A 24,043-nucleotide genomic window follows, 5' to 3' on the forward strand; every position below is an offset into this window, starting at 1 on the left:
TGCCAGGGCCGCATCGAAAACATCCCGCTCGCTTAATTCCGAATGATGGATGGCCGCCAGGAGGGATTTCCTGGCGGCCATCTGAACCGTATTTGAGGCTATTGAATCTAGCGGGCGGCGCTGTCGTCTGCGAAAACGTCGGGAACACCGTCGCGGTTGACGTCCACCGTCTCTTTCTGCGCCAGCTTCATGTAGTGGCGGTTGCGCGACCCCAAAATGAGGGAACCTAACAGGGCGGCCAGCACGGAGGCGGAGAGGATCGCGATCTTCGCGGCGTCGTTCATCGGCGAGCCCACGCCGAAGGAGAGTTCGGCGATCAATAGCGAGACGGTGAAGCCGATACCGCCCAGCGCGGCCAGGCCCACGACGTCCACCCAGGCGATGTCTGGGTCGAGGTTGGCCCCGCGCAGGCGGGTGACCAGCCAGGTGGCGCCGAAGATGCCGAGGATCTTGCCGCCGACCAGCGCGACGATGATGCCCAGGGCAACCGGCTGGCTGATCGCGGAGGTGAAGCCTGCGATTCCGCCGATGGTCACACCCGCCGAGAAGAAGGCGAAGACAGGCACGCAGAAGCCGGCAGACAGCGGGCGGATACGGTGTTCCAAGACCTCGGCCAGACCGTGGTCCGCCTCGGCGGCGCGGGTGCGCTTGTTCTCACGCACGGGGATCATGAACGCCAGCACCACTCCGGCGATGGTGGCGTGGATGCCGGAGTTGAGGAATAGCACCCAGACGATGAAGCCAAGGGGCAACAGGATCAGCCACGTGGACGCGGCGTTGAGGTGGAAGAGTTTCTCACCCTTGCGTGCCACGAAGGCGTAGATCGCGATCGGGACGATGGCCGCCAGCAGGTAACCGATGTGCAGGTCGGAGGTGTAGAAGATGGCGATGATGATGATCGCGATCAGGTCGTCTACCACGGCCAGGGTGAGCAGGAAGGTGCGTAGCGCGGCGGGTAGGTAGGTGCCGATCACGGCCAAGACCGCCACGGCGAAGGCGATGTCGGTGGCCGCGGGGATCGCCCAGCCGCCCAGCGCTTCGGCGCCGTTGTTGAAGTTGATGGCGGTGTAAATTAGCGCGGGGACTGCCACGCCACCGGCGGCGGCGACCACGGGAACCAGGGCCTTGCCGGGGCTGCGGAGGTCACCGATCACGAACTCTTTCTTGAGTTCGAGGCCGGCGAGGAAGAAGAACACGGCGAGTAGGCCGTCGGCGGCCCAGTGGGCCAGCGAGAGGTCGAGATGCAGACCCGCGAAGTCTTTGCCCAGGCGGGTGTCGCGCAGGGTTTCGTAGAAGTGCGCGGCGGGGGAGTTTGCCAGTACCAGCGCGAGGACGGTGGCGGCGAGCAAGACCGCGCCGCCCACGGATTCTTTGCGCAGGATCTCGCTGATGCGCTGGGATTCTTTGTAGGTGCCGCGCGCGAGGGTTGTCTCGGGGGCGTGCTGGGGCGAGTGGGGTGGTGTAGACATGGTGAAGTCTTTCCGGTTGCGTACATTTCAAAGCTACCGGTTCTCAACGCCTGTTTCGCGGCGGAGAACCCGGTAGGCCGACCAGACTTCCCGGCACACCTGAATTGAACTGCCACCCTATCACGCAGCTGGCAGGTCGCGGGAGGGGGCGTGGTGGGGGCTGGCGGCACAGGGGGAGTGAGATGGAGCATAATGCACCTCACATCATCACTAGGGTGGATGTAGATAGCTTTCCGTTTGTGGTAAAACTACACTGGTATAAAGGTAAAAACTATTTACTTCGAAAATAATGAGGGTGAGATGACTGGGCAGAAAAAAGGCTCTGTAGAGAAGAACGCACCGTGGCTGAACGAAGAAGAGCGTGAGGGTTGGCTCTTTCTGTGCTCGGTGTTCTTTAGCCTGCCCGGCCAATTAGAGAACCAGTTGCAGCGTGATTCAGACCTGAGCTTCGTGGAGTACATGGTGCTGGCCATGCTTTCTGAGGCGAACAACCATGCGCTGACCATGACCGAGCTAGCCCAGCAGACCAATACTCTCTTACCGCGTCTTTCACGCGTGGTCTCTCGCTTGGAGAAAGATAACTTCGTGGAGCGTTCGGTCTGGTCGAAAGATCGCCGCGTCTCGATCTGTCACCTGCGCCCCGAGGGCCTGCAGAAGGTGCAAGACGCCGCGCTCGGCCACGTCATGGAGGTTCGCCGCCAGATCTTCAACCGCTTGGGCGCTCGTCAGGTCAAGCAGCTGGCGAAAATTGGCGAATCGGTGTTGGGCGCGCGCCCTTCGGAGGTCATCAACGTCTCGAACACCACCGACCTCAGCGATTCCGTGCCGCTGCGGGAGCAATAAACCGAAAGTACCGGTCTGCGGTACTTAAGTACTCCTCTGTGGGGAAACTGTTGAGGTGCCCTGATCGCTATGAAAGATTATTCATGTGATCAGGGCACCTGGTCATAAAAGCTACACAAGATGTTTGAAAAAAGTAGCTTTCAACAACCACACAAAGAGGAGAATATCCATGCAGAAGTCCAATGTAAAGACCAACGCCACCTCGCTCTTCGCTGCGGTTCTCGCCGTTGCTGGTATCGCTACCGCATCGATCGCTAGCATGTGGCTGACCGGCACCCTGGGTGTCAGCACCGCAACCGCAACCTCTATCGCAAACGCAGTCGAAGTCGGCAGCTGGGCGATGTTCCTGGCTTCCATCGCAGCTACCGGCGGTCTGGTCGGTGCCGCTATGTGGGGCGCGCTGAAGCTGATGCTGAAGAACGCCGGCAAGGCTGCCGTCGTAGCATAAGGGCAAATAACGGGTTCTCCCCACTGCGTTGTCTGCCATGGCACGTAGTGGGGGAACCTTTCCCTCTATCCCATGGTTAAGAAAGATGTATTTGTGGCCGCAGTCCTGGCCTGTGTTCTCTTTATTGTCTCGACGGTAGCTGGATATCTGCTACTGGACAACAACTCTCTAGCCTCTGCGATTGAGCCCCAAAAATCTCCCTCCTACTTCAGTTCAGTGGGGCATATTCTTCAGACGAATGTGCCGACTGCGCTTTCACTGTTTGCCGGAGTAATTACTTTAGGAGTCGCGGCGCTCTTTCTCCTCCCGCTCGTGGGAATGTTCTTAGGTGCTTCTATGAACGTGGCGGTGAGCATTTATGGCCCGGGTGAAGTCGTGGCCCGCACGGTTCTCTATACCCCCTTCGAGATCGCTGGTTTCGTGGTCGCTGCAACTGCGGGCGTACTTCCGTTAGTCGTCTTCACCCGCCGATTTATCGCGGGAGCACATTCAGAGACTTCCAGGAATGCACCCCGGAACAGCTTCCGGCAAACATTGCACTCGGTTCTCAATACATCTCTCAAACTTTTAGGTTTGAGCTTGGTCATCCTGGTGGTAGCGGCCTTCGTTGAAGGTTTTGCTGTTCTACAGGTGTAGGAGGAAAAACATGAGTTCTGCAAGCGTTTCTATTCCACGCTATCGTCGTCCCGATGAAAAACCAGCCGCTTCACTCGGTGACTACCGAGGCAGGATCTTCGCAGGTCTGCTTGCGGCATGTTGCGTGGGTAGCGTTCTCCGGTATCCCTTCACCCGTGAGTTTGTAGTATCTCGGTTGGATCCAGAGATGGTAGCAGAAGCCGGCGGGTCTACGGACGCGATGGTCACCTTCGGCACGGTATTCGGTTTGGTTATTTCCTCCGTGTGCGTGCTTTTCGTCGGGTTAGGGATCATCCACCAACTCGGTCGGGCCGCGCAGAACCGCCCGGACCTGGTGAGTTTCGCGAACATTTCCATCGTGGCAACGATGCTTGCGATGGTGGTGCCACAACTTCTCTACGTGGTTCTTCCCCTGCAACATGCCGGTGTGATCGCGGCGGTGATCTACTCAGTAGTTATCGCTGGTGCGGCGTGGGTAGCACGAAGAACACTGAGTGGGTTGAGATGGAAGGTGCTTCTTCCACTATTCCTCGCCATCGTGCTACCGCTGATATTCTTTGGTTCCCTATTTATTGGAGTGATGTCATGAATTACCGTCTCGTCTCGTGGGCCTGGGGGCTGAGCCTGTTAGGTCTGCTATTCCCGCTCTTTGCCACCGGTTATGAGCTCTTCAACGGTGATCTTCACTCCCCCAAGGGGCAGGGTAGCGCTGCCGTCTTAGTGCTCGTGACACTACTTTCTGTTCTGGGCATGGGTATCAGTAAGAAACGCCCGGGGTTGGGTCTGATCTTGGGCGCCATGAACGGGGTGATGGTTTTTGCCACCAACCAGTTCCTGCCCTCGGTCGTGCAGCCAATACTGATCGTCGTGGCCCTGATCTTCTTCGTCATCGCCATCTGGAGCGCCCTCGAAGCGATGAACCGTCAGAAAGATCAGCGGGCAAGCTACATCGACTAGCGCGCCATGACCTCAGCAACGAAAGAACGGTGGCGCCCCGGTACCACCCTGCGATTCCTGCTGATCGCCAGCCTGCTGAATCGCATCGGCGTGACAGGTAACCCCCGGCGTTTACTTAAAGCGGTGATCATCCCAGCGGTCCTGGCCGCTTGGTTGATTCTCGCGGTCACCCTGGCGATCCTGTTGCCGCAATGGGGGCTGATGCTCCGGCGCAGCTTCCCCAGCGTCCCGGGTCTGCCCGGTTTTACCGGCGAGTACTACCTGCTGATCTTCACCCTGGTGCCGATCTGGCTCGACTCGATGACTCGCGCCTCAGCGGTTCTCTTCGGCGCCTCGTCCTTTCAGAAATTTCAGGTTCCGACCGCCACCCTGAATCTGCTGGGCATCGACCGGAAGGCCTACTTCTGGCATGCCCACCAGGTGATCTCAGGGATCAAACTGGCCTTCTGTGTGCTCCCATTGATTTCCGTTGTGATCTGGGCCGGAGACAATGCCCCTACGGTGGCTCTGGGACTCGCCCTGCTGGGTTGTTACGTTGCGCTGATCGCCCTTGAGGCCGTGGCGAGCTTTCATCGCGCGTCCTACACAGAAACCCGCATCGGTACCAACCCGTGGCTGACACTGGCCAAGGTGACGGCCGCCATCGGACTGGGGTATCTCACCGCCCATGCGGTGCTGACAGTACTTGCCGCGCTTAACATTGGCATGCCGACAAGCAGTATCAACCCCCACGTGGCCGCCGGTGTTACGTTCCTTGGGCAACGAGGCGTTGCCACGTCGGTGGCGGCCATCGGTCTCCTCTCGGCGCTCGTCGGGTACGCCTACATCCTGCGGTCACCTCGCACGGCCACGGGCCTGTACGCACCCACCCGCAAGCGGAAAGCCAACGCCGCCGATTCCGGCATCTTCTTCCCCGTGGTGGGAACCCAGTATTTTCTGTGCATCTATGGCGCCCGTGCGGGTCTGGTAACCTTTTTCGCCGCCGGAGCGCTCTGGGCGCTGGGCGGAACCCTACACGTCCCCGAGTCGCTACGCACGGCCGTGGCCATCGCCTGCATCTCGTTCGTGGTCGGCAGCACCTTCGAACAGACCCTCCCGCTCAGTTTCAGCCGAAGTCGCGAGCGCTATCGCTTCATGTACGAAGTCGGTGCACCCATCACCGAGCTGGCACCCAAGATCGTTTTGGGGGTGATCGGTAGCGCTCTCCCCGGCCTCACCGTAGCAACTGCGGCACTATTACTGGCTGAAACACCTGCCTCAGACGCCCTCATCGTGGTCAGCGGCCCGATCTGGGGATTGCTACTCAGCGACAGCTTTCTCAGCACCCGAGTGCGCGCCGAGGGGTTCCGATTCACCTTCATCGCCCTGGCACAGATGGTTGTTTCCCTCATGCTCTACGCGGCAACCCTGGCGCCATTTGTGATCACCCTGGTGGTATTTCTGGGGGTCGGCGTTGCAACCGTCCTGGCTATTCGAAAGGCAATCCTATGTATGAACTAGATATCTCTGGGCTGTCCCTGGGCTATAGCCGAGATACCCCGATCTTCACCGGCCTCAACGGAAAGATCTCTGGCGCCGGTCTCTACCTGCTGACCGGTAAGAACGGTGCCGGAAAATCCACCCTCCTGGAAGCGATCGCCGGTTACCTACGTCCGCTGGCAGGGCAGATCAACTTCTCGACCAACGAGCCCGGCAGAGACTCTTCTGCGGCGCTAGTGCGCACCGCCCCCTCGCTCGTGCCCTTCCTGACGGTGGGGGATAACTTGCGGCTCTTCACCAAGCGTTTCGGCGCCGACCGGGACCAGCTGGATCGGGACATCGCCGAACTCGAACTCGAACCGCACCTGAACAAACTATCGCACGAGGTATCGACGGGGACGCTCCGTAAGGCTTGGTTGCTCTGCGGGCTACAGCTGAATCACGGACTCATCGGTTTCGACGAACCCTTCAACGGCTTGGATGCCGAATCCACCGATTACGTATGCGCTCGTATTGCGGAGCTGGGGGAGCGGGTCATGGTAATCGTAGTCAGCCACGTAGTTCCGTCGGCTTGGGCCGCCACGCGGGACGGTGCTTCCGTACCGCTACGTAGCGGCGGGGAACAGCTGATGGCTGTACGCCGCCTTGTAAGCGCAGGCAAGACACGGCAGGTTTAGGCGTCCAGCGGGAAGGAGAGCTTGGCCGCCTTGATAACGATCTGGAGGCGGCTAGAGACCCCCATCTTCTGCATGATGCGGGAGATCGTGGATTTCACGGTGGACTCCGCCAGGTAAAGTTCCCGTGCAATGGCGCGGTTGCTCAAGCCATCGTAGAGGGCCTTGAGCACCTTCTTCTCGGTGCCGGTCAGCGAGTCCCACAGGTCCTGATCGACCGTAGCGACCTGCTCTGGTTCGGCCAAGCTGGCGGTGATTGTCTCGATCGCGCGCTGGGAGATGACCGACTGGCCGCGGGTTACCGCAAGGATCGCGTCGGTGATCTCCTGGGGTCGGGCGTCCTTGAGGAGGTACCCGTGCACGCCGGCCTTCAGTGCGGGTATTACGTAGTCGTCGCTGTAGAACGTCGTGATCGCCAGGATCTTGGTGTGCGGGTTCTCCGCGATGATGCGCTCGGCGGCGGTGACGCCGTCCATGACCGGCATTTGTAGGTCAAGCAGAAGGACGTCTGGATCCACTTGACGAACCAGGTCGATCGCCTCGGCGCCGTTGGCAGCCTCACCAGCCAGAGTGAATCGTGGTTCTTGTTGCACGTAGGTGGTGAGCGCTTGGCGCATCAAAGGAATGTCATCGGCCACGGCAACGCTGATCTCGCTCATGAGAACCATTTTACCTCTGACCTGTTCGAACACATCCTAGATGACGCCATTGAGCGGAATATCGGAGTGCTTAAGAGACACATGGAGAAGTACTTAAGTTGGTACCCGCGTGGATCTTCGCTCAGTAGAGTCGATGGTGAAAGGAGACACACATATGAAAAAGAAACTCACTACCCTTTGTGTAGCCGCTTGCCTCATGGTTGGATCCACAGCACCCGCTCAGGCCATTGAAATTAGTAAACCACTGGATATCGGTACCTTCAGGTGCAAAATTTTCAAGACTTTCTGCTGACCCCCGTAAAGTAGCTCCCATGGCACACATCTGGGAGAGCTTCGTCCACACGCGATTTCGCGCACCGCACGTGCTGGTGCGCGTTTTTGCGTTGGCCATCATCATTCCCGTGGTGGTCTCGGCACTCACCAACATGCAGGGTGAACTGCGCGTTCTGACCGTATGCATTTGCATGGCCGCTATTGTCTCTGCGGTGCTCCTCGCCGCCAAGCTGTGGTTGGCGGTGTGGTGTTTCTGGATTGTACTCGCACTCGGATCTCTCCCTTACTTCGACGATCTTTTGACCGCCCTGGACATTGTCCTCTTCTATGGCGGCGCAGTGGTCTATAGCTCCTCCTGGCGGCAGAATATCGTCAACCTGTTGCTCCTGCTGGCCTTCTTTGTGCCCCGGGTGTGGACTGCTTCCCCCGTGGACATCGCCTACTCCCTGATCTTCGGGCTGGGAGCCACCTACCTCGTCCCGCTGGCTCTGCGGCTTCTGGTAGAGCGCCACAGCGTGCAACGCAGCGACTTCCAGGCGCGCATCGACGAGGGGGAACGCCGTCTGGACGAGGGGCGCAAGGAGCTCGCCCGGGAGCTGCACGACGTGGTGGCCCGGGAGCTGACCATCATCGCCCTGCACTCTTCGATGGCACGTACCTCTACGGATCAGCAGTTGCGGGATAACACCTTCGACCTGATCGGTGAGCAGTCACGCAATTCCCTGAACAACCTGCGACGCTTGGTGAAGGTGTTGCGGACCAGCAGCAATCCCAGCAAAGCACCGGTGTTGTTGGGGTCTACGGTGGACCTGCCGGCGGTTGCCTCTCGCGTGCGTTCCGACCTTGAGATGGCCGGATACGTGGTGCAGCTGACGACGGAGGGCGAGCTGGGAACGATCCCCGATGAGCTCAAGCCGACCGCCCAGCGTGCCCTCGAGGAATTGGGGATTAACGCGATCAAACACGGTGACCGGTCGCGGCCCGTGGAACTTGCGGTGCAGGCGGATGCCACGCGGTTGAGAATTTCTTGTCGTAACGCGATCAACAAGGACGCCCGCTTGTCGGGACAACTGGGGATGGGTTATGGACTGGCCGGGTTGCGCGAACGGTGTGAGTTGCTGGGTGGTTCTCTGGACTCTCGCCTGCGAGGAGGCGCGTGGGAAGTGCATCTCACGCTGCCGTTCGAGGCGTAATTTGATGTGTTCTGCGTCATATTTAAGCAATCTTTCCCTGCCCTAACAAAAACCGACATTTTCGCCTGGTCATGTCTGAAAAAACCGGGTAGGGTGGTGCGGGTCAAGCATTATGGCTTGTCAGAGACATATCGAACCATTCCCCACGTTCCCCGTGAAGGAGAAAAAATGTCCATCCGCACACACACCCGCGCATTCGGCGCGTGCGCAGGGCTGGCGCTGAGCGCCCTGGCAACCGTTGGTGCCGGCACCGCCGCTCAGGCCGCCCCGGTTCAGGAAGCCGCACCCAGCCCCTACATCATCGAGGGCCACGCCACCAATAGCTCCTACATTGTTCAGCTCGAGGGAACCTCCGGCCGCGACGCCTTCGGTTGCACCGGCGAAGCGCTGAATGACGAGTGGGTTCTCACCGCCCGCCACTGCATCGACGGCATCGACTCGATGACCGTCTACTATGACAACGACACCGTGAACCGCCAGAACCCGGTCGCCGCTGACCGCGTTCTCGCTTCCCCCAACGGTGGCGACGTTGCCCTCGTGCACCTTTCCCAGAAGAAAGCACTGAACAACTACGCCAACCTGGCCGACTCCTACCAGCCCCAGCGCGGCGACCAGGGTGACATCTTCGGTTACGGCCTGCGTGCTTGGCAGGTTCGCGCCGACTGGCTCTACACCGCTCACGTGAGCGTCCTCGGTGAGTCCACCGACGCCTACGGTGGCTCGGCCGTGCACGTCAAGGGTGTTGACGGTGCCGCTAACCACGGTGACTCCGGCGGCCCGCTGGTTATCAACGGCGAGATCGTGGGCGTCTGCTCCACCGGTGACGACGTCGATCCCGGCGGCAACGCACAGGCATCCAGCAACTACGCGAACTTGACCGAAAGCCGCGACTGGATCCGCCAGACCACCGGAGTCTAAGAACTCACAAACCTGACAGTGATGTAGCAGAGCCTCGGCCCACCTGTTTCCCGCAGGTGGGCCGAGGCGTATCTTGGGGGCGTTGGCCCAGAACACGAGGAGCTTGAGATGACCTTCAGCCGAGACCTTTCCCAACCGCGTTACGAAGGCGTGCGTGAGTGGAGCGGAGAAAGCCCGCAGCTGACCGTGCGCGCGCAGGTTCAGGACGCCGGCCGCGGCCTGGCCTTGCAGGTAGACACCACCGCGGGTGGGGAGATGATCCGCGTGGAGCAGGTGGATTTCACCGGCGCGACCGGCGGGGTGGTTTCTTTCTTTCCACAGGGGGAGGTACCCGAGATTCTTCCCGGTTCGGTGGCACGCCTGAGCTTTGTCTCCTCGGGGGAGATCCCGCCGGTGGTCACCTCGACGATGCTCCACGTTTCCTACACCGATCGCCCACTGGTGCCGCTTTTCCCGGTGGAGTAGACCGTCGTTTTTACTGTCTCATCTGTTTATCCACAGCGCTTATCCACACCGTGGAAAACTTACACAGGTGTGATTACAGCGCTGTGGCCGCGGTGGGTGTCGGTGACGGGTGCCTCGTTGCCCCGTGTGCATGCCTGGGATACCGGCTCGTCGATTCTTTGTAGTCCGCCGTTAAGGTAACTTGATCCGAAGAAATAGTCTCACCCACAGCCCGAGTTTCCACACCTGTGGATAACTCTGTGAACAATATCCACTTAAAGTGTGTAAAACCTTCAGCACATGTGCGCAACTGTGCACAAAAAACCGCCCAAGCCCCCGAAAACTCGCAGTTTTTCGGGGGCTCGGGCGGTTATTCCACAGGGTTTATCCACACGGTGGAAAACTTACACAGGTGTTATTTTCGAACGGTTTTCGGGTGTTCGAAGCTCGAAGACCTCCGTCTCGGCGACGTGCGGGGAAGAAAAACCTTAACAACCCGTAGACATGTTCGAAATACCCACAGACTTATCCACTGCCTGTGGATAACCTTGTGCACTTAATGCACAAAACCCTAGCCACGGAGCTTCAAACGCACATTGGGCAGTTGCGGTGCAGGCAGCGGTTCGGGTTGACCGGGTGGGAACTCACCGAACTGGGGATATTCCTGACCGTCCTCGTACGACCGACCGAGAGCGTCCTCGTCCACAGCCTCGCTCACGCGGCCCGTGGCGGCGGGGGAGGCCTCGTCGGCGGGGTCGAAGCCCATCTCTTGCATGTAGCGGGCCCGCCAGGTCTGAATCTCTTCGTTGGTGCGGCCTACGAAGTTCCACCACATCATGATCTGCTCACCCAGCGGCTCTCCACCCAGGATCACCAGCGTGACCGGCTCATCGCCAGAGTCGATTGTGAACTGGGTGCGCCCGGTCGGGGCCACGCCGATCGCGTGCTCGGGGATTTCCACACCGTCTAGCCACACGCGTCCGCGGGCCTGTACCACTCCGTGTTCGTGGTCGGCGGGTACGTCGATCGTCACGTTCTTGTGAGGGTCCAGGCGCAGCTCGGCGCCGGTCAGCGGAATGAAGGTCAGCACCGGCGAGGTGCTACCCAGCAGCGAACCGAGAAACACCTTGGCCGTGAAACCCTCACCGTGCACGGTTTCGGGGTGGTAGCTGGTCAGGTTGGGCTCGCTGAACCTGTGCTCGTCGGGTAGGGCGTACCAGAGCTGCAAGCCCTCGAGCACGGTGGTGTCTGCGGTGGAATACTCCTGGTGGGTGATGCCGGTGCCGGCGTTCATGAGGTTCACCCACCCCGGGCGCACTGTGGCCCAGTTACCCGCCGAATCCACGTGGTCGATCTTGCCCTGGAACATCCATGAGACGGTGGCCAGACCCGTGTGGGGGTGCCGTGCCACGGTCATGCCGCCGGTGGCCGAAACGTCGTCGGGGCCGTAGGCATCGCAGAAACACCAGGCGCCGATCAACGAGCGACCCTTCTGCGGCAGGGCGCGGTACACGGGCATCGCGCGCGGCCCACCGAGGGGCACTGCGCGGGGTGAGAGAATCTCTACCTGGCCGTTATCGGTCTCGTGCACGGTAACGCCGCTGGGTAGCTGCGGCGAGAACGACTTATTCTCTGCGGTGCTCATCTATTTCTCCTGACGCGGTGCGGGGTTTGGGCGGACGGGGTGATGCGACATGATCGAGACTCGGTTGGTTACGTTCATCACGATGGCAAGCCAGTGCACGGCGGCGAACTGCTCGTCGGTCAGCTGACCGTGGGAGATCATCTGTGCGAAGTCTCGATCTTCGGCGTCGGGCAGGGTGGTCACGGCCTCCGCCAGGCGCAGAGCCGCCTTCTCCTGCTCGGTGTAGACACCGGCGTCCTGCCACGCGGGGAGCAGGCCGAGGCGTTGCGGGCTCACGCCGGCGCGCACGGCCCGACGGGTGTGGTCGTTGAGGCAAAAGGCGCACCCGTTGATCTGGGATACGCGCAGGCAGACCAGTTCGACGAGCTCTTGGTCGAGGCCGGAGGACGCCGCCTGCGCCTCGGCCGCGGACGAGAGGGCCCCGACCGCCCGCCAGGCTTCGTCGTTGGACTTATCGAGATAAAACTTGAGGGGATCGCGTCTGCTGTCATGGATTCAAATGAACCTCTCGGGAAGTGTTAGACCGTTAACGTTGTAGGCCGGTTTACAATTCCCAATTGTCAGATAGATGAACGAAAATGACATACACCTGCAAGCCCGCTGACAATTCCCGGGGCAGAGGGTGCATCGAGCTGGCTTCATGCGTAGACTGATGATTGAAAGTTGTTCACGTCATAGAAAGGTGACTACTCATGGCAGAGCAGTACGTTCTTCCCGACCTCCCCTACGACTACGCAGCACTGGAGCCCCACATCTCGGCTCGCATCATGGAGCTGCACCACGACAAGCACCACGCAACCTACGTTGCCGGCGCTAACACCGCTCTCGAGAAGATGGAAGAGGCTCGCGCCAAGGGCGACTTCGCCAACATCGGCAAGCTCTCCAAGGATCTGGCGTTCAATCTCGGTGGTCACACCAACCACTCGATCTTCTGGCAGAACCTCTCGCCCGAGGGCGGCGACAAGCCGACCGGCGAGCTGGCTGCAGCTATCGACGAGTTCTTCGGCTCCTTCGACGGCTTCCGCGACCACTTCACCAACGTGGCAACCACCATCCAGGGTTCCGGCTGGGCAATCCTCGCCTGGGACACCGTCGGCAAGCGCCTCGTCATCGAGCAGCTCTACGATCAGCAGGGCAACATCTCCGTTGGCCTGATCCCCGTTCTGCAGCTGGACATGTGGGAGCACGCCTTCTACCTGGACTACCAGAACGTGAAGGGCGACTACGTGAAGGCATTCTGGAACATCGTCAACTGGGCCGATGTTCAGGAGCGCTTCACCCGCGCCACCTCGCAGACCAAGGGCCTGATCATCCCCGAGGCATAAGCCTCGTAACGATCACGGGCGGAGCCCCGGGTTATCCCGGGGCGCCTGCCTGATAGTGAAAAGCGCCGCGTCTCCTGTGGAGGCGCGGTGCTTTTGTGTATGAGGGATGGGCGGTAGGGAATTGACGACATAAAACAACCGATGTGTAGTGGGTCAATTCGTACAAAGTTTATTCAGCTAAAAGAAGGTCAATATCCAGCTAATATAAATTTTGTTATTCTCCACACTCTTTGATTAGGACTCCCCTCATGCATGCCCGCCCTACTGTGACACTTGTCGTCTTATCTACCTTGTTGATGACTGGTTGCTCTCAGAACTCCACCTCCTCAAACAGTTCAACACCTTCTGGTTCTCCAGAAGAGAATACGGTGAAAGTGGTGCGCGTAATTGACGGCGATACTGTAGACGTAAAGAAACCAGGTGAAACCGAAAATACACGGGTACGGTTGCTTAACGTGGATACGCCAGAGACTAAACACCCCAACAAAATTATTGAGTGCATGGGGCCCGAAGCCACGAAGTATCTAGAAGACCTGTTACCCGAGGGAACACCCGTGACCCTCGAACACGATATCGAGACCCACGACAACTATGGCCGTGAGCTTGCGGGGGTTTACAAGGACGGCACCCTCGTTAACGCAGACATCGCTCGCGAAGGCCTGGGTGCCGCAGTGCTGATCGAACCGAATAAGAAGTTTTATCCGGAAGTTCTCGAAGCGCAGAATGAAGCTGAACAGGTTGGGAAGGGTCTCTTTGATCCGACCGCCGAGTGCTCGATCCCTGCTCAGGCTCAGCAATTAAACCAAGCTCTGGACCAGGCACCGACTTCCGAGTTGGGTCAGTCGGTAGAAGAAGCCTCTCAATTCCTCAGCGACCTCGATGAGCTGACGAAGAACTACCCTCACCTTTCGGGATTGCTGAAGGTCGCTGCAGTTAAGGAAGCAGTGTCTGGGTTGAGGGAGACCCTCAAAGAAAAGCGTGAGGAACAAAAGGCCGCGCAGAACGCTACAGAACAAAATAATGATTCTGTTGTGGATGTTCCCGCCGCACCAGTTGCGCCCCCGGCTCAGACGGAGAACCGCGACGACAATCAGCCTATTCAACAAGCACCGGCGGCACCGGTTATCCCGGAGGCCCCGCGTCAACCTCAGGTGCCGGAACAGCAGCCGCAACAGCGAGCACCGCAACCGCCTCCTGTTCCGCAGGCTCCTCCGGCCCCTGCTCCTGCACCCGTTGAGCCTAATCCGGCACCGACGCTCCAGCGACAACAGCAGGCACCCGCCCCAGCCCCTGCTCCTGAACCCAAGTACACTGGTTGCCGATCGTATGCTCCAGGTGGAAAGTCTTGGACGCCTATCCCCTGTAACTAACACAAGGAGTCCCCGTGAAAATCACCCCGTTTGGAGTTGAGCTCTGGCTCAACGAATTCGAAGACCGCGCCCGGCTCAACCTCGCCGAGACCTCCATCTCGGCCCTGAGCACCCGCGAACTATTGGAACTGATTGGGGCGGGCCAGGCCCAGGTCGACGAACTTCTCGACGCCCGGCTGAGCTACGGTCACATTCCCGGATCCCCGCGTCTGCGTGCGGCCATTGCCGCCACCTACCGCACGGTGGCCGCCGAGCGCGTCCTGCTGGCACACGGCACCATCGGCGCCAACCACCTGGCCCACCTCGTGCTCACCGGGGCCGACGACCACGTGGTGACCTTCGCGCCCTCCTACGACCAGCACGCCGCCATCGCCGAATCCATCGGCGCCGAGACCACGGTGCTACCGCTGGCCGCCGAGAACCGTTACCTACCCGACCTCGAGCAGTTGCGCGCCGCCGTCCGCGACAACACCCAGCTGATCTGCCTGACCAACCCCAACAACCCCACCGGCACCCTGATCCCCACCGAGATGCTGCGCGAAATCGTTGAGATCGCCCGCGCGAAAGACGCCTACGTGCTCGTCGACGAGGTTTACCGCGGCGTAGAGGCCGAGGGCGTGACTCCCACCGAGTCCATCGCCGACCTCTACGAGAAGGGCATCGCTACCGGAGGGGTCTCCAAGGCTTTCTCTCTGCCCGGCCTGCGCGTGGGTTGGGTGGTCGTGCCCGACGGGCTACAGGCAGACTTCGGCGACCAGCGCGACTACTCGATTATCTCGGTGGGCGTGCTCGACGACCTGCTGGCCAGCATCGCGCTGGAGCATCGAGAGGTTCTGCTCGAACGCTCCCGCGGGATCATCAACCGCAACCGCCGCATTGTCGAGGAGTGGCTCGCCGAGGAACCGCGCGCCAGCTGGATCGCGCCGGACGCCGGGTCCGCCGCACTGCTGCGCCTGGAAACGTCCGTAGACTCCCGCACCTTCGCCAAGCGCCTGCTGGAAACCCACGGCGTGCTACTCACCCCGGGCTCGGCCTTCGGGGTGGAGGGACACTACCGGCTGGGTTACACCTGCTCCGAGGAGACCCTGCGTGAGGGGCTGCGGCTGATCAACGCCTCCCTTTAGGGGTTACTGAGGACGCCCGGTCGGGCTGGCCGTCGCCTGATCGGCCTCCGAGACGCCCTCCTTGTTGTAGTAGTTCTTACCCAGGTCGGTCTTCAACTCTTCCAGCTGCTGACGCACCGGTTCCAGGGTCACGATCGAACCCACCCACTGGGCCGGGGCCGAGACCTCATCGTTCAGGTCGTTGTACACGGTCGAGGCTTCTTGATAGGCGATCTTGCGCTGCTGTTCGTCCTTGATGTCCTTGGCCGACTTCGCTTTCTCTTGCGCCTGGGCGATCATGTGGGGGATCGTGCAGTCGACGTCCTTCGAGTACAGGCCCACGGCGTCCTTCGCGGCGTCCTGCTGTGCCTGCGAAATCTCGGGGTAGAACGTGTCGTTCTGCGTGGTGTAGGTGGTCGCGGCCATGCCGTCGCGAGCCACCTGCTTGTTGATGAACTGGTCGCCCGAGTACATCGCGGCGTCCAGGTAACCGGAGGTGCCGACCTGCGCCTTGTCGAACTTCAACGTGACCTCCGAACCGGCCGGAAGCTTCTTCTTCAGGTAGTCGGTGGACTCCTGAATCAGGCAGGAGCCCGAGGGCACATTGTTGTTCTTGCTGGGCGCGACCACGTTGAGCAGGCGCACCTGCTCGGTGGAGCCGTCAATGTCAACGGTCACGGTGTTGGCCGATTCCACCGACTTCACGGTGGCCTTCTGGCCGTCTTGGTAGGTCTTCTTCGCGGGGGAGGACGTCGGTGCGGGCGCCGCCGCTTCCTTCGAGTCGGTGCAACCCGTCAGGGCGAGGGCCGCCAAGCAGGCGACGGTTAGGGCGGAGTGAATTTTCATGCGTACCTCTGAAGTTAGTTATGTTGCGCCTCGTGTTTGGCCGCCCGGTACATACCGAGCGGGCCCTGGTCCGCGAAGGCCAGCGAGTGGTCGTAGCGGTACAGGCGCGGGGGACGGTGGCGTGTTCCCTCAACACGCTTTCCGGTGTCGATGATGGATTTCGACGCGGAAATCTGGCGGCGGAAGTTCGCCGGGTCGAGCTCGCGGCCTAGGATCGCCTCGTAGACCTCACGCAGCTGCGCGAGGGTGAACTCCTCACCGAGGAAGGAGTGGGCGATGCGGGAATGCTCCACCTTGCGCTGCAGGCGGTAGAGGGCGTACTCGATGATCTCGTTGTGGTCGAAGGCGAGCACGGGGAGGTCGTCGGCGGGGAACCAACGGATGTTCTCGTGCACGCGGGTGCGGCTGACCTCGGTGGCCGGGATGGAGGCCCAGTACACCACCGAGACGGTGCGGGCGGCGTCGTTGCATTCGATGTTTTCGGGCGGCACGGGCAGTTCGCCACCGGCCCGGCGCAGGCGCGCCTCGGGGGTGCGCTGCACCTCACCGAACGCGTAGAGCTGTTCGAGGTAGCGCGGCTCGAGCGCGGTGGCACGCTTCAGGGTGGACGCCGCGGCCTGCTCGAGCGAGAGATTCGAGGGGAGCGGGCCACCGGGTAGCGCCCACTGGCCCTTGTACGGTTCGCGCAGGCGGCGCACCAGCGGTAGCCACAGGGAGTGGCGGTCGGCGCCCTCTTTCTTGCGCAGCGCCAGGATCACCGTGGAGACCGCCAGAGTCACTGCGCCGGCGCCCGAGTGCTCGTGCTCGGATCGTTCGGATGCCAGGTGGTCGGAGCCGTGCGCAGGTACAGTCATAAAGTTCTACTCCCGGAAGATGCCGTGTCAGGTGGTTCTTACACCGTCCATTGTAGTGAAGAACCACGGGGATGCGCCGCCGCCCACGCGTTGCGGGGTTGGGTTGAACATAACTGCCTGCCGCGCCCATAAAATCTAATTTTTGAAATATTTGCGCTAATGTTTCAAAAAGGCCGTGGTTTTGTTCAAAATCCACGATTCTTCAACCGCTCGCATCACAGGAAGGGTAGAGACGTGGCCAAAAACCTGATCTCCCGGATTGCCCTCGGTGGCCTCGGGATGCTTACCCATCCGCAGGATCCTCGCGAATTCATCCAGGTGTTCAACCCGCTCGCCAGCAGCCACTACACGCGCGGGCTGGTCACCGGCGTCCACCGGGAGACCGCAGACAGCGCCACCATCACCTTCAACGCCGGCGAAGGGTGGGTCGCGCACAAGGCCGGGCAGTGGGCGCGCATCGGGGTGTCCGTGAACGGACGCCGCCTGTGGCGCCCGTACTCGCTGAGCGCCGGCGAAGACCACAACCCCAGCGTCACCGTCACCGCACGCGGGGTGGTCTCTAATGCGCTCGTGCACCACACCGAACCTGGCGACGTGCTCTACCTCGAAAAACCCGCCGGGCAGTTTCTGCTCGACGCCAGCCCCACCGCGCTACTCTTTCTCACCGCAGGCTCGGGGATCACGCCCGTAATGTCGATGCTGCGCACCCTCATGCCTCGCCGCCCCGACCACGATGTGGTGCTCATCCACTCCGCCCGCGACCGCGCGTCCGCCATCTTCTACGAAGAAATCCTCGAACTGGCCGACCAATTCCCCGGGCTGAAACCCACCTTCCACTTCACCGAGCACGCCGGGCGCCTACCCCTCGCCTGCGCCACCGACCTCACCCGCGCCTGCCCCGACGCCGCCGAACGGACCACCTACGTGTGCGGCCCCGACGAGTTTGTGCGCGACGTCGAAACCGCCGCTCAGCAGCTGGGCGGGGGAGTGGTCGTTGAACGCTTCGACACCGGTCCCCTGCTCGAAGACACCGGCGGGCCGGGAACCGTCACCCTCCGTACCGCACCCGGGCAAGAACCCGCCGAGGTGAACGTCGCCGCAGGTCAGAGCATCCTCACCGCCTGCGAGGACGCCGGTCAGCAGCTACCCCACGGCTGCCGAGTAGGCGTATGCCGCAGCTGCTCGATCATGATGACCGACGGCGCGGTACAGAACATGCGCACCGGCGAAGTCACCCGCGAACCCGGCATGATCCAGAGCTGCATCTCGCGGCCCGCACCGCAGGCGACCATCGAGCAACCCTAAGTTCTACCCTGAATCCCCAACAATACGCAGACCAAGGACCAATCCATGACAACAAATGCGACAGACGCCCCCGCCACAGCGAACCGCGACACCAGCGCCTACGGGCTCACCGAGACGCAACTGGCCGAGGTAGAGCAGAAATTTGACGCCATCCGCGCCGACATCTTCGATCAGCGCGGAGAACGCGACGCCCGCTATATCCGCCGCGTGGTGCGCTTGCAACGAAGCCTGGAAATGGCCGGACGCACCAGCCTGCTCTTCTCGCGCCGCAAGCGCTTCTGGTGGGCCGGTGTCGGCGCGCTGACCCTCAGCAAGATCCTCGAAAACATGGAGATCGGGCACAACGTGCTCCACGGCCAATGGGACTGGATGAACGACAAAGAGATCCACTCCACCACCTGGGAATGGGACTTCGTCACCCCCTCCTCCGGCTGGAAGCGCACCCACAACGACGCCCACCACGTGTGGACCAACGTGGTCGGCAAAGACTACGACGTGGGATACAACGTGCTGCGCATGGATGAAACCCAGCCCTGGCGGCCCAAGAACCTGCTCAACCCGCTCATCAACATGGTGCTGGCCCCCGGATTCGAATGGGGTATCGCCCTCTACGACATCGAACTCAACCGCTACTTCGACGGCACCAAATCCAAAGAAGACACCCTGCGCGACATCAAGCGCACCCTCGTGAAACTGGCCCGGCAATCGGCCAAAGACTTCGCGCTCACGCCGGCGCTCGCGGCACTGACCGGCTCGGGGAAGTCGGCGGTGAAGGGATTCGTGGCGGCCAACGTCCTGCGCAACCTATGGGCGCACTCGGTGATCTTCTGCGGGCACTTTCCCGACGGTGTGGAGGTGTTTTCGGAGGCCGATATTGAAAACGAGACCCGCGGCGGGTGGTACGTGCGGCAGGTGATGGGCTCGGCGAACATCGACGGCTCCAAGCTCATGCACTTTCTCTCGGGCAATCTCTCGCTACAGATCGAGCACCACCTCTTCCCTGACATGCCCTCGAACCGGCTTGCAGAAGTGGCCCCGAAGGTACGCAAGATCTGCCAGGAATACGGCATCTCCTACACCTCGGGGCCACTGCCGGCGCAGGTGTTCAAGGCATGGCGTAAGGTCTTCCGCCTCGCGCTGCCCTAAGCACGCGCTGGTTTTAACCAACACGGGGTGCGGACGCCCGCCGCACCCCGTACGCGAAAGCGCTAGTCGATCTGGAGCTCGCCCATTTCGTCCCAACCCTCGCCCTCGATCTGACGAGAGAGGATCTTGGGGGTCGCGGTCAAGAAGGGGCGCATGGTCTCCAGGCCCTTCTTGAAGTGATCGGAGTTCACGTGAGCCTCGGCGGCGTCGTCCTTGAAGGCCTCCACGAGAACGACCTCGTTGAGGTTAGACTCCGAACGCGACCACTCGAACCAGAGGTTGCCCGGTTCTGCGCGGGTGTGCTCGGTGAACTCTTGGGTGGCCTTAAGGAACTCACCGACGCGGCCGGGGGTAACGGGGAACTTCACCACAATGAAAATCATGTTTTCTCCTTTGCTTTGTTCTGTATCTATTCTCGGCAGACCGGTTCGGCAGGGTCAATCGACTTCGCTGATAGCCGGTCTTAGACTGGCGGTATGAGTAACCTTGTGACCTTTCTTGAATCTGAACCGCGCACCATCAGCGCCGAAACCACCCTGCGTGCCACGCCCGAGCAGGTGTACGCGCTGGTGGCGAACCCGGCTAACCATGCTGAACTGGACGGCGGCGGCACCGTCCGCTCCCTCCGAACGGGTCAGGACGGCCTGGTCTCGGTGGGAGACAAGTTCTGGCAAAACATGGTGCTGGGGATTCCCTACACCCTGCCGATGACGGTGACCCGCGCCGAGACCAACCGCGCGGTGACCTGGCGCCACCCCGCCGGCCACACTTGGGGTTGGGAGATCGACGACCACCACGACGGCACCGTGACCGTACGCGAGACCTTCGACGCCTCGGAAGCGGGCGTTTTTGGTCTCTCGCCCGCACCCCTCTACGCTGTGCTGGGTAGCTTCGCGGCCAACCGCAAGAACATCGCCCTGACGCTGGCGAACCTGCACCGCATCTTCGACTGACCTCTCGTTCTAAGGACGCCATGACTGAACCCCAGGTTTCTGCACCCCGCCTCGAGCGCACCTACGCCGAGGCTTTTCCCGCATTGGCGGCCGAGGCGCGTCCGGTGATCCCCGCGGCCTCTCGCGTGGCGTGGGTCAACGAGCCGCTGGCCGCCGAGCTGGGGTTGGACGCCGCCTGGCTGGCGACCGCCGAGGGGCTGGCCTGGCTCACGGGCTCGGGCGAGGATGCCCCGCACCCGGTGGCGCTGGCGTATTCGGGCTTTCAGTTCGGCAACTTCTCGCCAGTGCCCGGTGACGGACGCGCCCACCTGACCGGTGAGCTGGCGGGGGATACTCGGGTCGACCTACACCTGAAAGGGAGCGGCCTGACCGGTTTTTCGCGGCCGGGTTCAGACGGCAAGGCGCCGCTGGCCGCGGTGTGGCGGGAGGCCGCGATCGGTGAGGCGCTGCACGGGCTGGGGGTGCCGACCTCCCGCGCGTTGGCGGTGATCGAAACCGGTGAGCAGATTTATCGCCGCGGCCCGCGTCCAGAGCCTGCCGGGATTCTGGCGCGGGTGGCGGCTAGCCACCTGCGCGTGGGAACATTCCACTACGCGCATATGAACTTGTCAGTCGAGGATCGCGAGCGTTTGGTGCGGTATAACCTGCAACGGCATTACCCGCACCTGCTGACTGACGGTGAAGAGGCTGAACCTCAGGCGAAGACCCTGTTGCGGGCCGTGGCCGAGCGTCAGGCGCAGCTGGTGGCCGCGTGGATGGGGCTGGGCTTCGTGCACGGTGTGCTCAACACCGACAACGTGAGCATCTCGGGGCAGGCCATCGACTTCGGCCCGTGTGCCTTTATCGACGAGTTCTCCCGCTCGGCGGTGTTCAGTTCGATCGACCGCCAGGGCCGCTACGCCTACCGCAATCAACCGGGCATCACGCAGTGGAACCTGGCCCGCTTCGCCGAGTCGTTGCTGGACCTGATTCACGAGGATCCTAACCGTGCGGTCCACGAGGCCACCGACGTGTTGGCCGAGTTCGAGGAATCTTATCGACGGGCCTACCTCCGCGTGTTCGCCGCCAAGCTGGGCGTGCACCTGAGCGAGGGCGCCCCCGCCGCCACCGAGGACGACGTCGCCGGGCTGATCGAGGCCACCCTAGATATGCTCGAGGCGGCATCTATCGACTTCACCGGTTTCTTCCGCGCCCTCACCGAGACGGAAGACCCCGCCCACCTACGCCTGCCCGGCGATTCCCAGGTGCCCGAGTCGGGCGAGGTTTCGCTGGCTGAGTGGGCAGCTCGCCTGACCCGTGTGCGAGAGCTGACGGGAACGTCCGAACAGGCCGCCTGCGAACTTATGGAGGCCGCCAACCCCGTCTACATTCCGCGCAACTGGCGCTTAGAGGAGGCCCTGAACCAGGCCGCCGCCGGTGACTCCACCGAGGTGTTGCGCATCATCGACGCGGTGCGCACACCCTTCACCCGCGACCCCCGCTTCGCCGACCTCGAGGACGCCCCCGCCTCCTCGACCGGGTTCGTCACCTTCTGCGGGACGTAGGAAAACGCTTGGTTTGTGAGTCGACATTAGGGTGAGTCACGTCCTAATTCGACTGTGGAAAACAAGTAGACTTATGGCATTGAACTGTGCCCCCTTGATCAGGAGACACGTTCGGAATCCTATAAACACATCACTGCAAGGCACCTCATGGAACGCGTGACAGAACAACAACACCTCTCAGAAGACAACCTGGAGAGAGGCCTATCTAACCGCCACCTGCAACTCATCGCCATCGGTGGCGCGATCGGAACCGGACTCTTCTTCGGTTCCGGCAAGCTCATCAACCTCGTGGGGCCTTCTGTGCTCTTCGTGTACATGATCATCGGCTTCATGCTGTTCTTCGTGATGCGCGCCCTCGGTGAGCTCTTGCTCTCGAACCTCAACTACAAGACCTTCGGCGACATCGCCAAAGACAATATTGGCCCCTGGGCCGGGTTCTTCGTCTCGTGGAACTATTGGTTCTCCTGGGTCATCGCCTGTGTGGCTGACCTCGTGGCTATCACCGCCTACGTGCAGTACTTCAGCCCCGACGTCCCCATCTGGTTGCCCTCCTTCTTGACCGCCGTGATCCTGCTGATCCTCAACCTGCAGCCGGTTAAAGCCTTCGGTGAGACCGAATTCTGGTTCGCGATCGTCAAGATCGTCGCGATCCTGGCCCTCATCGTGGTCGGCCTCTACCTCATCATCACCGGTTATCAGAACCCCAACGGCACCCACGCCCACTTCTCGAACCTGTGGGAGCACGGTGGATTCTTCCCCACCGGGCTCAGCGGCTTCATCCTCGGTTTCCAGATGGGTATCTTCGCCTTCATCGGCATTGAGCTCGTCGGTACCACCGCCGCCGAAACCGAGAACCCGCACCGCAACCTGCCCAAGGCGATCAACTCGATCATCCTGCGTATCCTCGTGTTCTACGTGGGCGCACTGGCCGTGATCATGATGGTCACCCCCTGGACCGAAATCAGCCCCGAGCAGAGCCCCTTCACCTCCATGTTCGGCATGGCAGGCTTCACCGGCGCCGCGTTCGTGGTGAACCTCGTGGTGTTGCTGTCGGCGGCGTCCAGCGCTAACTCCGGGGTGTATTCCGCAAGCCGCATGGTCTACTCACTCGGCCTGGACAACCACGCCCCGCACAAGCTGACCTACCGTAGCAAGCGCTCCGTGCCCCGCAACGCGGTGTTCTTTACCTCGGTGTTCACCTTCGCCGCTGTGCCCCTGTTGCTCGCCGGCGACACCTTGATCTCCGCGTTCACCGTGATCTCCTCGATGTGCGCGACCTGCATCCTGTTCACCTGGGGCAGCATCGTGGTCAGCTACATCCGCTACCACAAGCGTCACCCCGAGAAGCATGCCGTTTCGCAGTTCCGCTTGCCCCTGCCCAAGTTCACCCCCTGGATGGTGCTGGCCTTCTTCGCTTTCATCGTGGTGGCGCTGGCGATGGGTGAGAGCACCCGCATCGCCCTGGTGCTGGTGCCGCTGTGGTTCGTGGTGCTGACGATCTGCTGGAACATCACCAAGAAGAAGCTCGTGCGCGAGAACCTGCCGATGACCGGTGCGATCCCGGTGCAGAGCCCCGAGGAGATCCGCCGGAACTTCGAGGAGAGCTAAGGGGTTACTCGCCGAAAGGCCGTCTGGCTCGGGTTCCTCCCTCGAAAGGCCGCCTCATTGTCGAAAGGCCGCGTGACAAGCGGCCTCTCGACGATGGGGCGGCCTTTCGCGTTGTGGAAGGGCGTGGCTCCGGCTGTTACTCAACTTTTCGTGGATTTGCACCCTTAAAAACGCTTTTTAAGGGTGCAAATCCACGAAAGGTGGGAAAGAGGGGCGGCGGGTTTCCGCGGTCGCAATCGGTTCCGACCGTGAACCTCGGCGGTCGCTAGGGGACTTCAGCGGTCATAAACCCGAGACCCACGACCAGCGAAAAGATAAGTAAGATTCGGGGGCTTTAGCGTGTCTTACGGA

At 61.3% G+C, this 24,043-nt stretch carries 25 protein-coding genes; 18 read left to right on the forward strand and 7 right to left on the reverse strand.

Annotated elements, in window-relative coordinates:
- Positions 1 to 107 precede the first annotated feature (107 nt).
- On the reverse strand, positions 108 to 1,469 hold the full coding sequence (gene nhaA, locus VVR12_RS07410; protein WP_368550557.1) for a Na+/H+ antiporter NhaA: 1,362 nt from the start codon (positions 1,467 to 1,469) through the stop codon (positions 108 to 110).
- 300 nt (positions 1,470 to 1,769) lie between these two features.
- On the opposite strand from nhaA, the gene VVR12_RS07415 reads away from it, so the two are divergent.
- The 7 genes from VVR12_RS07415 (at position 1,770) to VVR12_RS07445 (ending at position 6,509) form a co-directional block, all read left to right on the forward strand.
- A complete protein-coding gene (locus tag VVR12_RS07415) occupies positions 1,770 to 2,312 on the forward strand; it encodes a MarR family winged helix-turn-helix transcriptional regulator (RefSeq protein WP_368550558.1) in 543 nt (180 codons plus the stop codon).
- A gap of 169 nt (positions 2,313 to 2,481) precedes the next feature.
- Positions 2,482 to 2,760, forward strand: a complete 279-nt coding sequence (locus VVR12_RS07420) for a hypothetical protein (RefSeq protein WP_368550559.1) — start codon at positions 2,482 to 2,484, stop codon at positions 2,758 to 2,760.
- Positions 2,761 to 2,853: 93 nt separating this feature from the next.
- Positions 2,854 to 3,396 (forward strand): stage II sporulation protein M, encoded by a 543-nt coding sequence (locus VVR12_RS07425; RefSeq protein ID WP_368550560.1) that lies wholly within the window; start codon positions 2,854 to 2,856, stop codon positions 3,394 to 3,396.
- A gap of 10 nt (positions 3,397 to 3,406) precedes the next feature.
- Positions 3,407 to 3,985 carry a hypothetical protein gene (locus VVR12_RS07430; protein WP_368550561.1) on the forward strand — a complete coding sequence of 193 codons (579 nt, stop codon included), beginning with the start codon at positions 3,407 to 3,409 and terminating at the stop codon, positions 3,983 to 3,985.
- Positions 3,982 to 4,353: a hypothetical protein gene (locus tag VVR12_RS07435; RefSeq protein WP_368550562.1), complete on the forward strand. Its 372-nt coding sequence runs from the start codon at positions 3,982 to 3,984 to the stop codon at positions 4,351 to 4,353. Before VVR12_RS07430 ends, VVR12_RS07435 begins: the two co-directional genes overlap by 4 nt.
- A gap of 6 nt (positions 4,354 to 4,359) precedes the next feature.
- Positions 4,360 to 5,853 (forward strand): hypothetical protein, encoded by a 1,494-nt coding sequence (locus tag VVR12_RS07440; protein ID WP_368550563.1) that lies wholly within the window; start codon positions 4,360 to 4,362, stop codon positions 5,851 to 5,853.
- Positions 5,841 to 6,509, forward strand: a complete 669-nt coding sequence (locus tag VVR12_RS07445; RefSeq protein ID WP_368550564.1) for an ATP-binding cassette domain-containing protein — start codon at positions 5,841 to 5,843, stop codon at positions 6,507 to 6,509. The genes VVR12_RS07440 and VVR12_RS07445 overlap by 13 nt, the downstream gene beginning before the upstream one ends.
- Here VVR12_RS07445 and VVR12_RS07450 read toward each other — a convergent pair.
- The gene (locus tag VVR12_RS07450; protein ID WP_368550565.1) at positions 6,506 to 7,165 is read right to left on the reverse strand and encodes a response regulator; all 660 of its coding nucleotides are present in this window, start codon (positions 7,163 to 7,165) and stop codon (positions 6,506 to 6,508) included. The genes VVR12_RS07445 and VVR12_RS07450 overlap by 4 nt on opposite strands.
- 311 nt (positions 7,166 to 7,476) lie before the next feature.
- Here VVR12_RS07450 and VVR12_RS07455 point away from each other — a divergent pair, with 311 nt between their 5' ends.
- The 3 genes from VVR12_RS07455 (at position 7,477) to VVR12_RS07465 (ending at position 10,014) form a co-directional block, all read left to right on the forward strand.
- The gene (locus VVR12_RS07455; protein WP_368550566.1) at positions 7,477 to 8,631 is read left to right on the forward strand and encodes a sensor histidine kinase; all 1,155 of its coding nucleotides are present in this window, start codon (positions 7,477 to 7,479) and stop codon (positions 8,629 to 8,631) included.
- A gap of 168 nt (positions 8,632 to 8,799) precedes the next feature.
- The gene (locus VVR12_RS07460; RefSeq protein WP_368550567.1) at positions 8,800 to 9,549 is read left to right on the forward strand and encodes a trypsin-like serine protease; all 750 of its coding nucleotides are present in this window, start codon (positions 8,800 to 8,802) and stop codon (positions 9,547 to 9,549) included.
- A gap of 108 nt (positions 9,550 to 9,657) precedes the next feature.
- Positions 9,658 to 10,014 (forward strand): hypothetical protein, encoded by a 357-nt coding sequence (locus VVR12_RS07465; protein ID WP_368550568.1) that lies wholly within the window; start codon positions 9,658 to 9,660, stop codon positions 10,012 to 10,014.
- Positions 10,015 to 10,564: 550 nt separating this feature from the next.
- Here the strand turns inward: VVR12_RS07465 and VVR12_RS07470 are convergent.
- The gene (locus VVR12_RS07470; RefSeq protein ID WP_368550569.1) at positions 10,565 to 11,638 is read right to left on the reverse strand and encodes a pirin family protein; all 1,074 of its coding nucleotides are present in this window, start codon (positions 11,636 to 11,638) and stop codon (positions 10,565 to 10,567) included.
- Complete coding sequence (locus VVR12_RS07475; RefSeq protein ID WP_368550807.1) at positions 11,639 to 12,133, reverse strand: carboxymuconolactone decarboxylase family protein; 495 nt, start codon at positions 12,131 to 12,133, stop codon at positions 11,639 to 11,641.
- Positions 12,134 to 12,330: 197 nt separating this feature from the next.
- Between VVR12_RS07475 and VVR12_RS07480 the strand changes: the two genes are divergently transcribed.
- From VVR12_RS07480 to VVR12_RS07490, 3 genes are all read left to right on the forward strand, one after another.
- Entirely contained in the window at positions 12,331 to 12,963 is a 633-nt protein-coding gene (locus VVR12_RS07480; RefSeq protein WP_368550570.1) for a superoxide dismutase, read from the forward strand.
- Positions 12,964 to 13,259: 296 nt separating this feature from the next.
- Positions 13,260 to 14,333: a thermonuclease family protein gene (locus tag VVR12_RS07485; RefSeq protein ID WP_368550809.1), complete on the forward strand. Its 1,074-nt coding sequence runs from the start codon at positions 13,260 to 13,262 to the stop codon at positions 14,331 to 14,333.
- A 14-nt stretch (positions 14,334 to 14,347) separates the two neighbouring features.
- Positions 14,348 to 15,457: an aminotransferase class I/II-fold pyridoxal phosphate-dependent enzyme gene (locus tag VVR12_RS07490; protein WP_368550571.1), complete on the forward strand. Its 1,110-nt coding sequence runs from the start codon at positions 14,348 to 14,350 to the stop codon at positions 15,455 to 15,457.
- Positions 15,458 to 15,460: 3 nt separating this feature from the next.
- Here VVR12_RS07490 and VVR12_RS07495 read toward each other — a convergent pair whose 3' ends face one another.
- Both VVR12_RS07495 and VVR12_RS07500 read right to left on the reverse strand, forming a co-directional pair.
- Positions 15,461 to 16,282, reverse strand: coding sequence for a thermonuclease family protein (locus tag VVR12_RS07495; RefSeq protein WP_368550572.1), 822 nt, complete (start codon positions 16,280 to 16,282; stop codon positions 15,461 to 15,463).
- A gap of 14 nt (positions 16,283 to 16,296) precedes the next feature.
- Complete coding sequence (locus VVR12_RS07500) at positions 16,297 to 17,136, reverse strand: NrtR DNA-binding winged helix domain-containing protein (protein WP_368550573.1); 840 nt, start codon at positions 17,134 to 17,136, stop codon at positions 16,297 to 16,299.
- Between the two features lie 234 nt (positions 17,137 to 17,370).
- On the opposite strand from VVR12_RS07500, the gene VVR12_RS07505 reads away from it, so the two are divergent.
- Positions 17,371 to 18,441: a flavin reductase family protein gene (locus tag VVR12_RS07505; protein WP_368550574.1), complete on the forward strand. Its 1,071-nt coding sequence runs from the start codon at positions 17,371 to 17,373 to the stop codon at positions 18,439 to 18,441.
- A 45-nt stretch (positions 18,442 to 18,486) separates the two neighbouring features.
- Complete coding sequence (locus VVR12_RS07510) at positions 18,487 to 19,587, forward strand: fatty acid desaturase (RefSeq protein ID WP_368550575.1); 1,101 nt, start codon at positions 18,487 to 18,489, stop codon at positions 19,585 to 19,587.
- A 62-nt stretch (positions 19,588 to 19,649) separates the two neighbouring features.
- On the opposite strand, the gene VVR12_RS07515 is transcribed toward VVR12_RS07510, so the two are convergent.
- Positions 19,650 to 19,970, reverse strand: a complete 321-nt coding sequence (locus tag VVR12_RS07515; protein ID WP_368550576.1) for a putative quinol monooxygenase — start codon at positions 19,968 to 19,970, stop codon at positions 19,650 to 19,652.
- Between the two features lie 93 nt (positions 19,971 to 20,063).
- Between VVR12_RS07515 and VVR12_RS07520 the strand changes: the two genes are divergently transcribed.
- From VVR12_RS07520 to VVR12_RS07530, 3 genes are all read left to right on the forward strand, one after another.
- Entirely contained in the window at positions 20,064 to 20,540 is a 477-nt protein-coding gene (locus tag VVR12_RS07520; RefSeq protein ID WP_368550577.1) for an SRPBCC family protein, read from the forward strand.
- Between the two features lie 20 nt (positions 20,541 to 20,560).
- Positions 20,561 to 22,084 (forward strand): YdiU family protein, encoded by a 1,524-nt coding sequence (locus VVR12_RS07525; RefSeq protein ID WP_368550578.1) that lies wholly within the window; start codon positions 20,561 to 20,563, stop codon positions 22,082 to 22,084.
- Positions 22,085 to 22,231: 147 nt separating this feature from the next.
- A complete protein-coding gene (locus tag VVR12_RS07530; RefSeq protein ID WP_368550579.1) occupies positions 22,232 to 23,692 on the forward strand; it encodes an amino acid permease in 1,461 nt (486 codons plus the stop codon).
- Positions 23,693 to 24,043 lie beyond the last annotated feature (351 nt).

The sequence above is a fragment of the Rothia sp. LK2588 genome, assembly GCF_040946465.1.
Lineage (GTDB): Bacteria > Actinomycetota > Actinomycetes > Actinomycetales > Micrococcaceae > Rothia.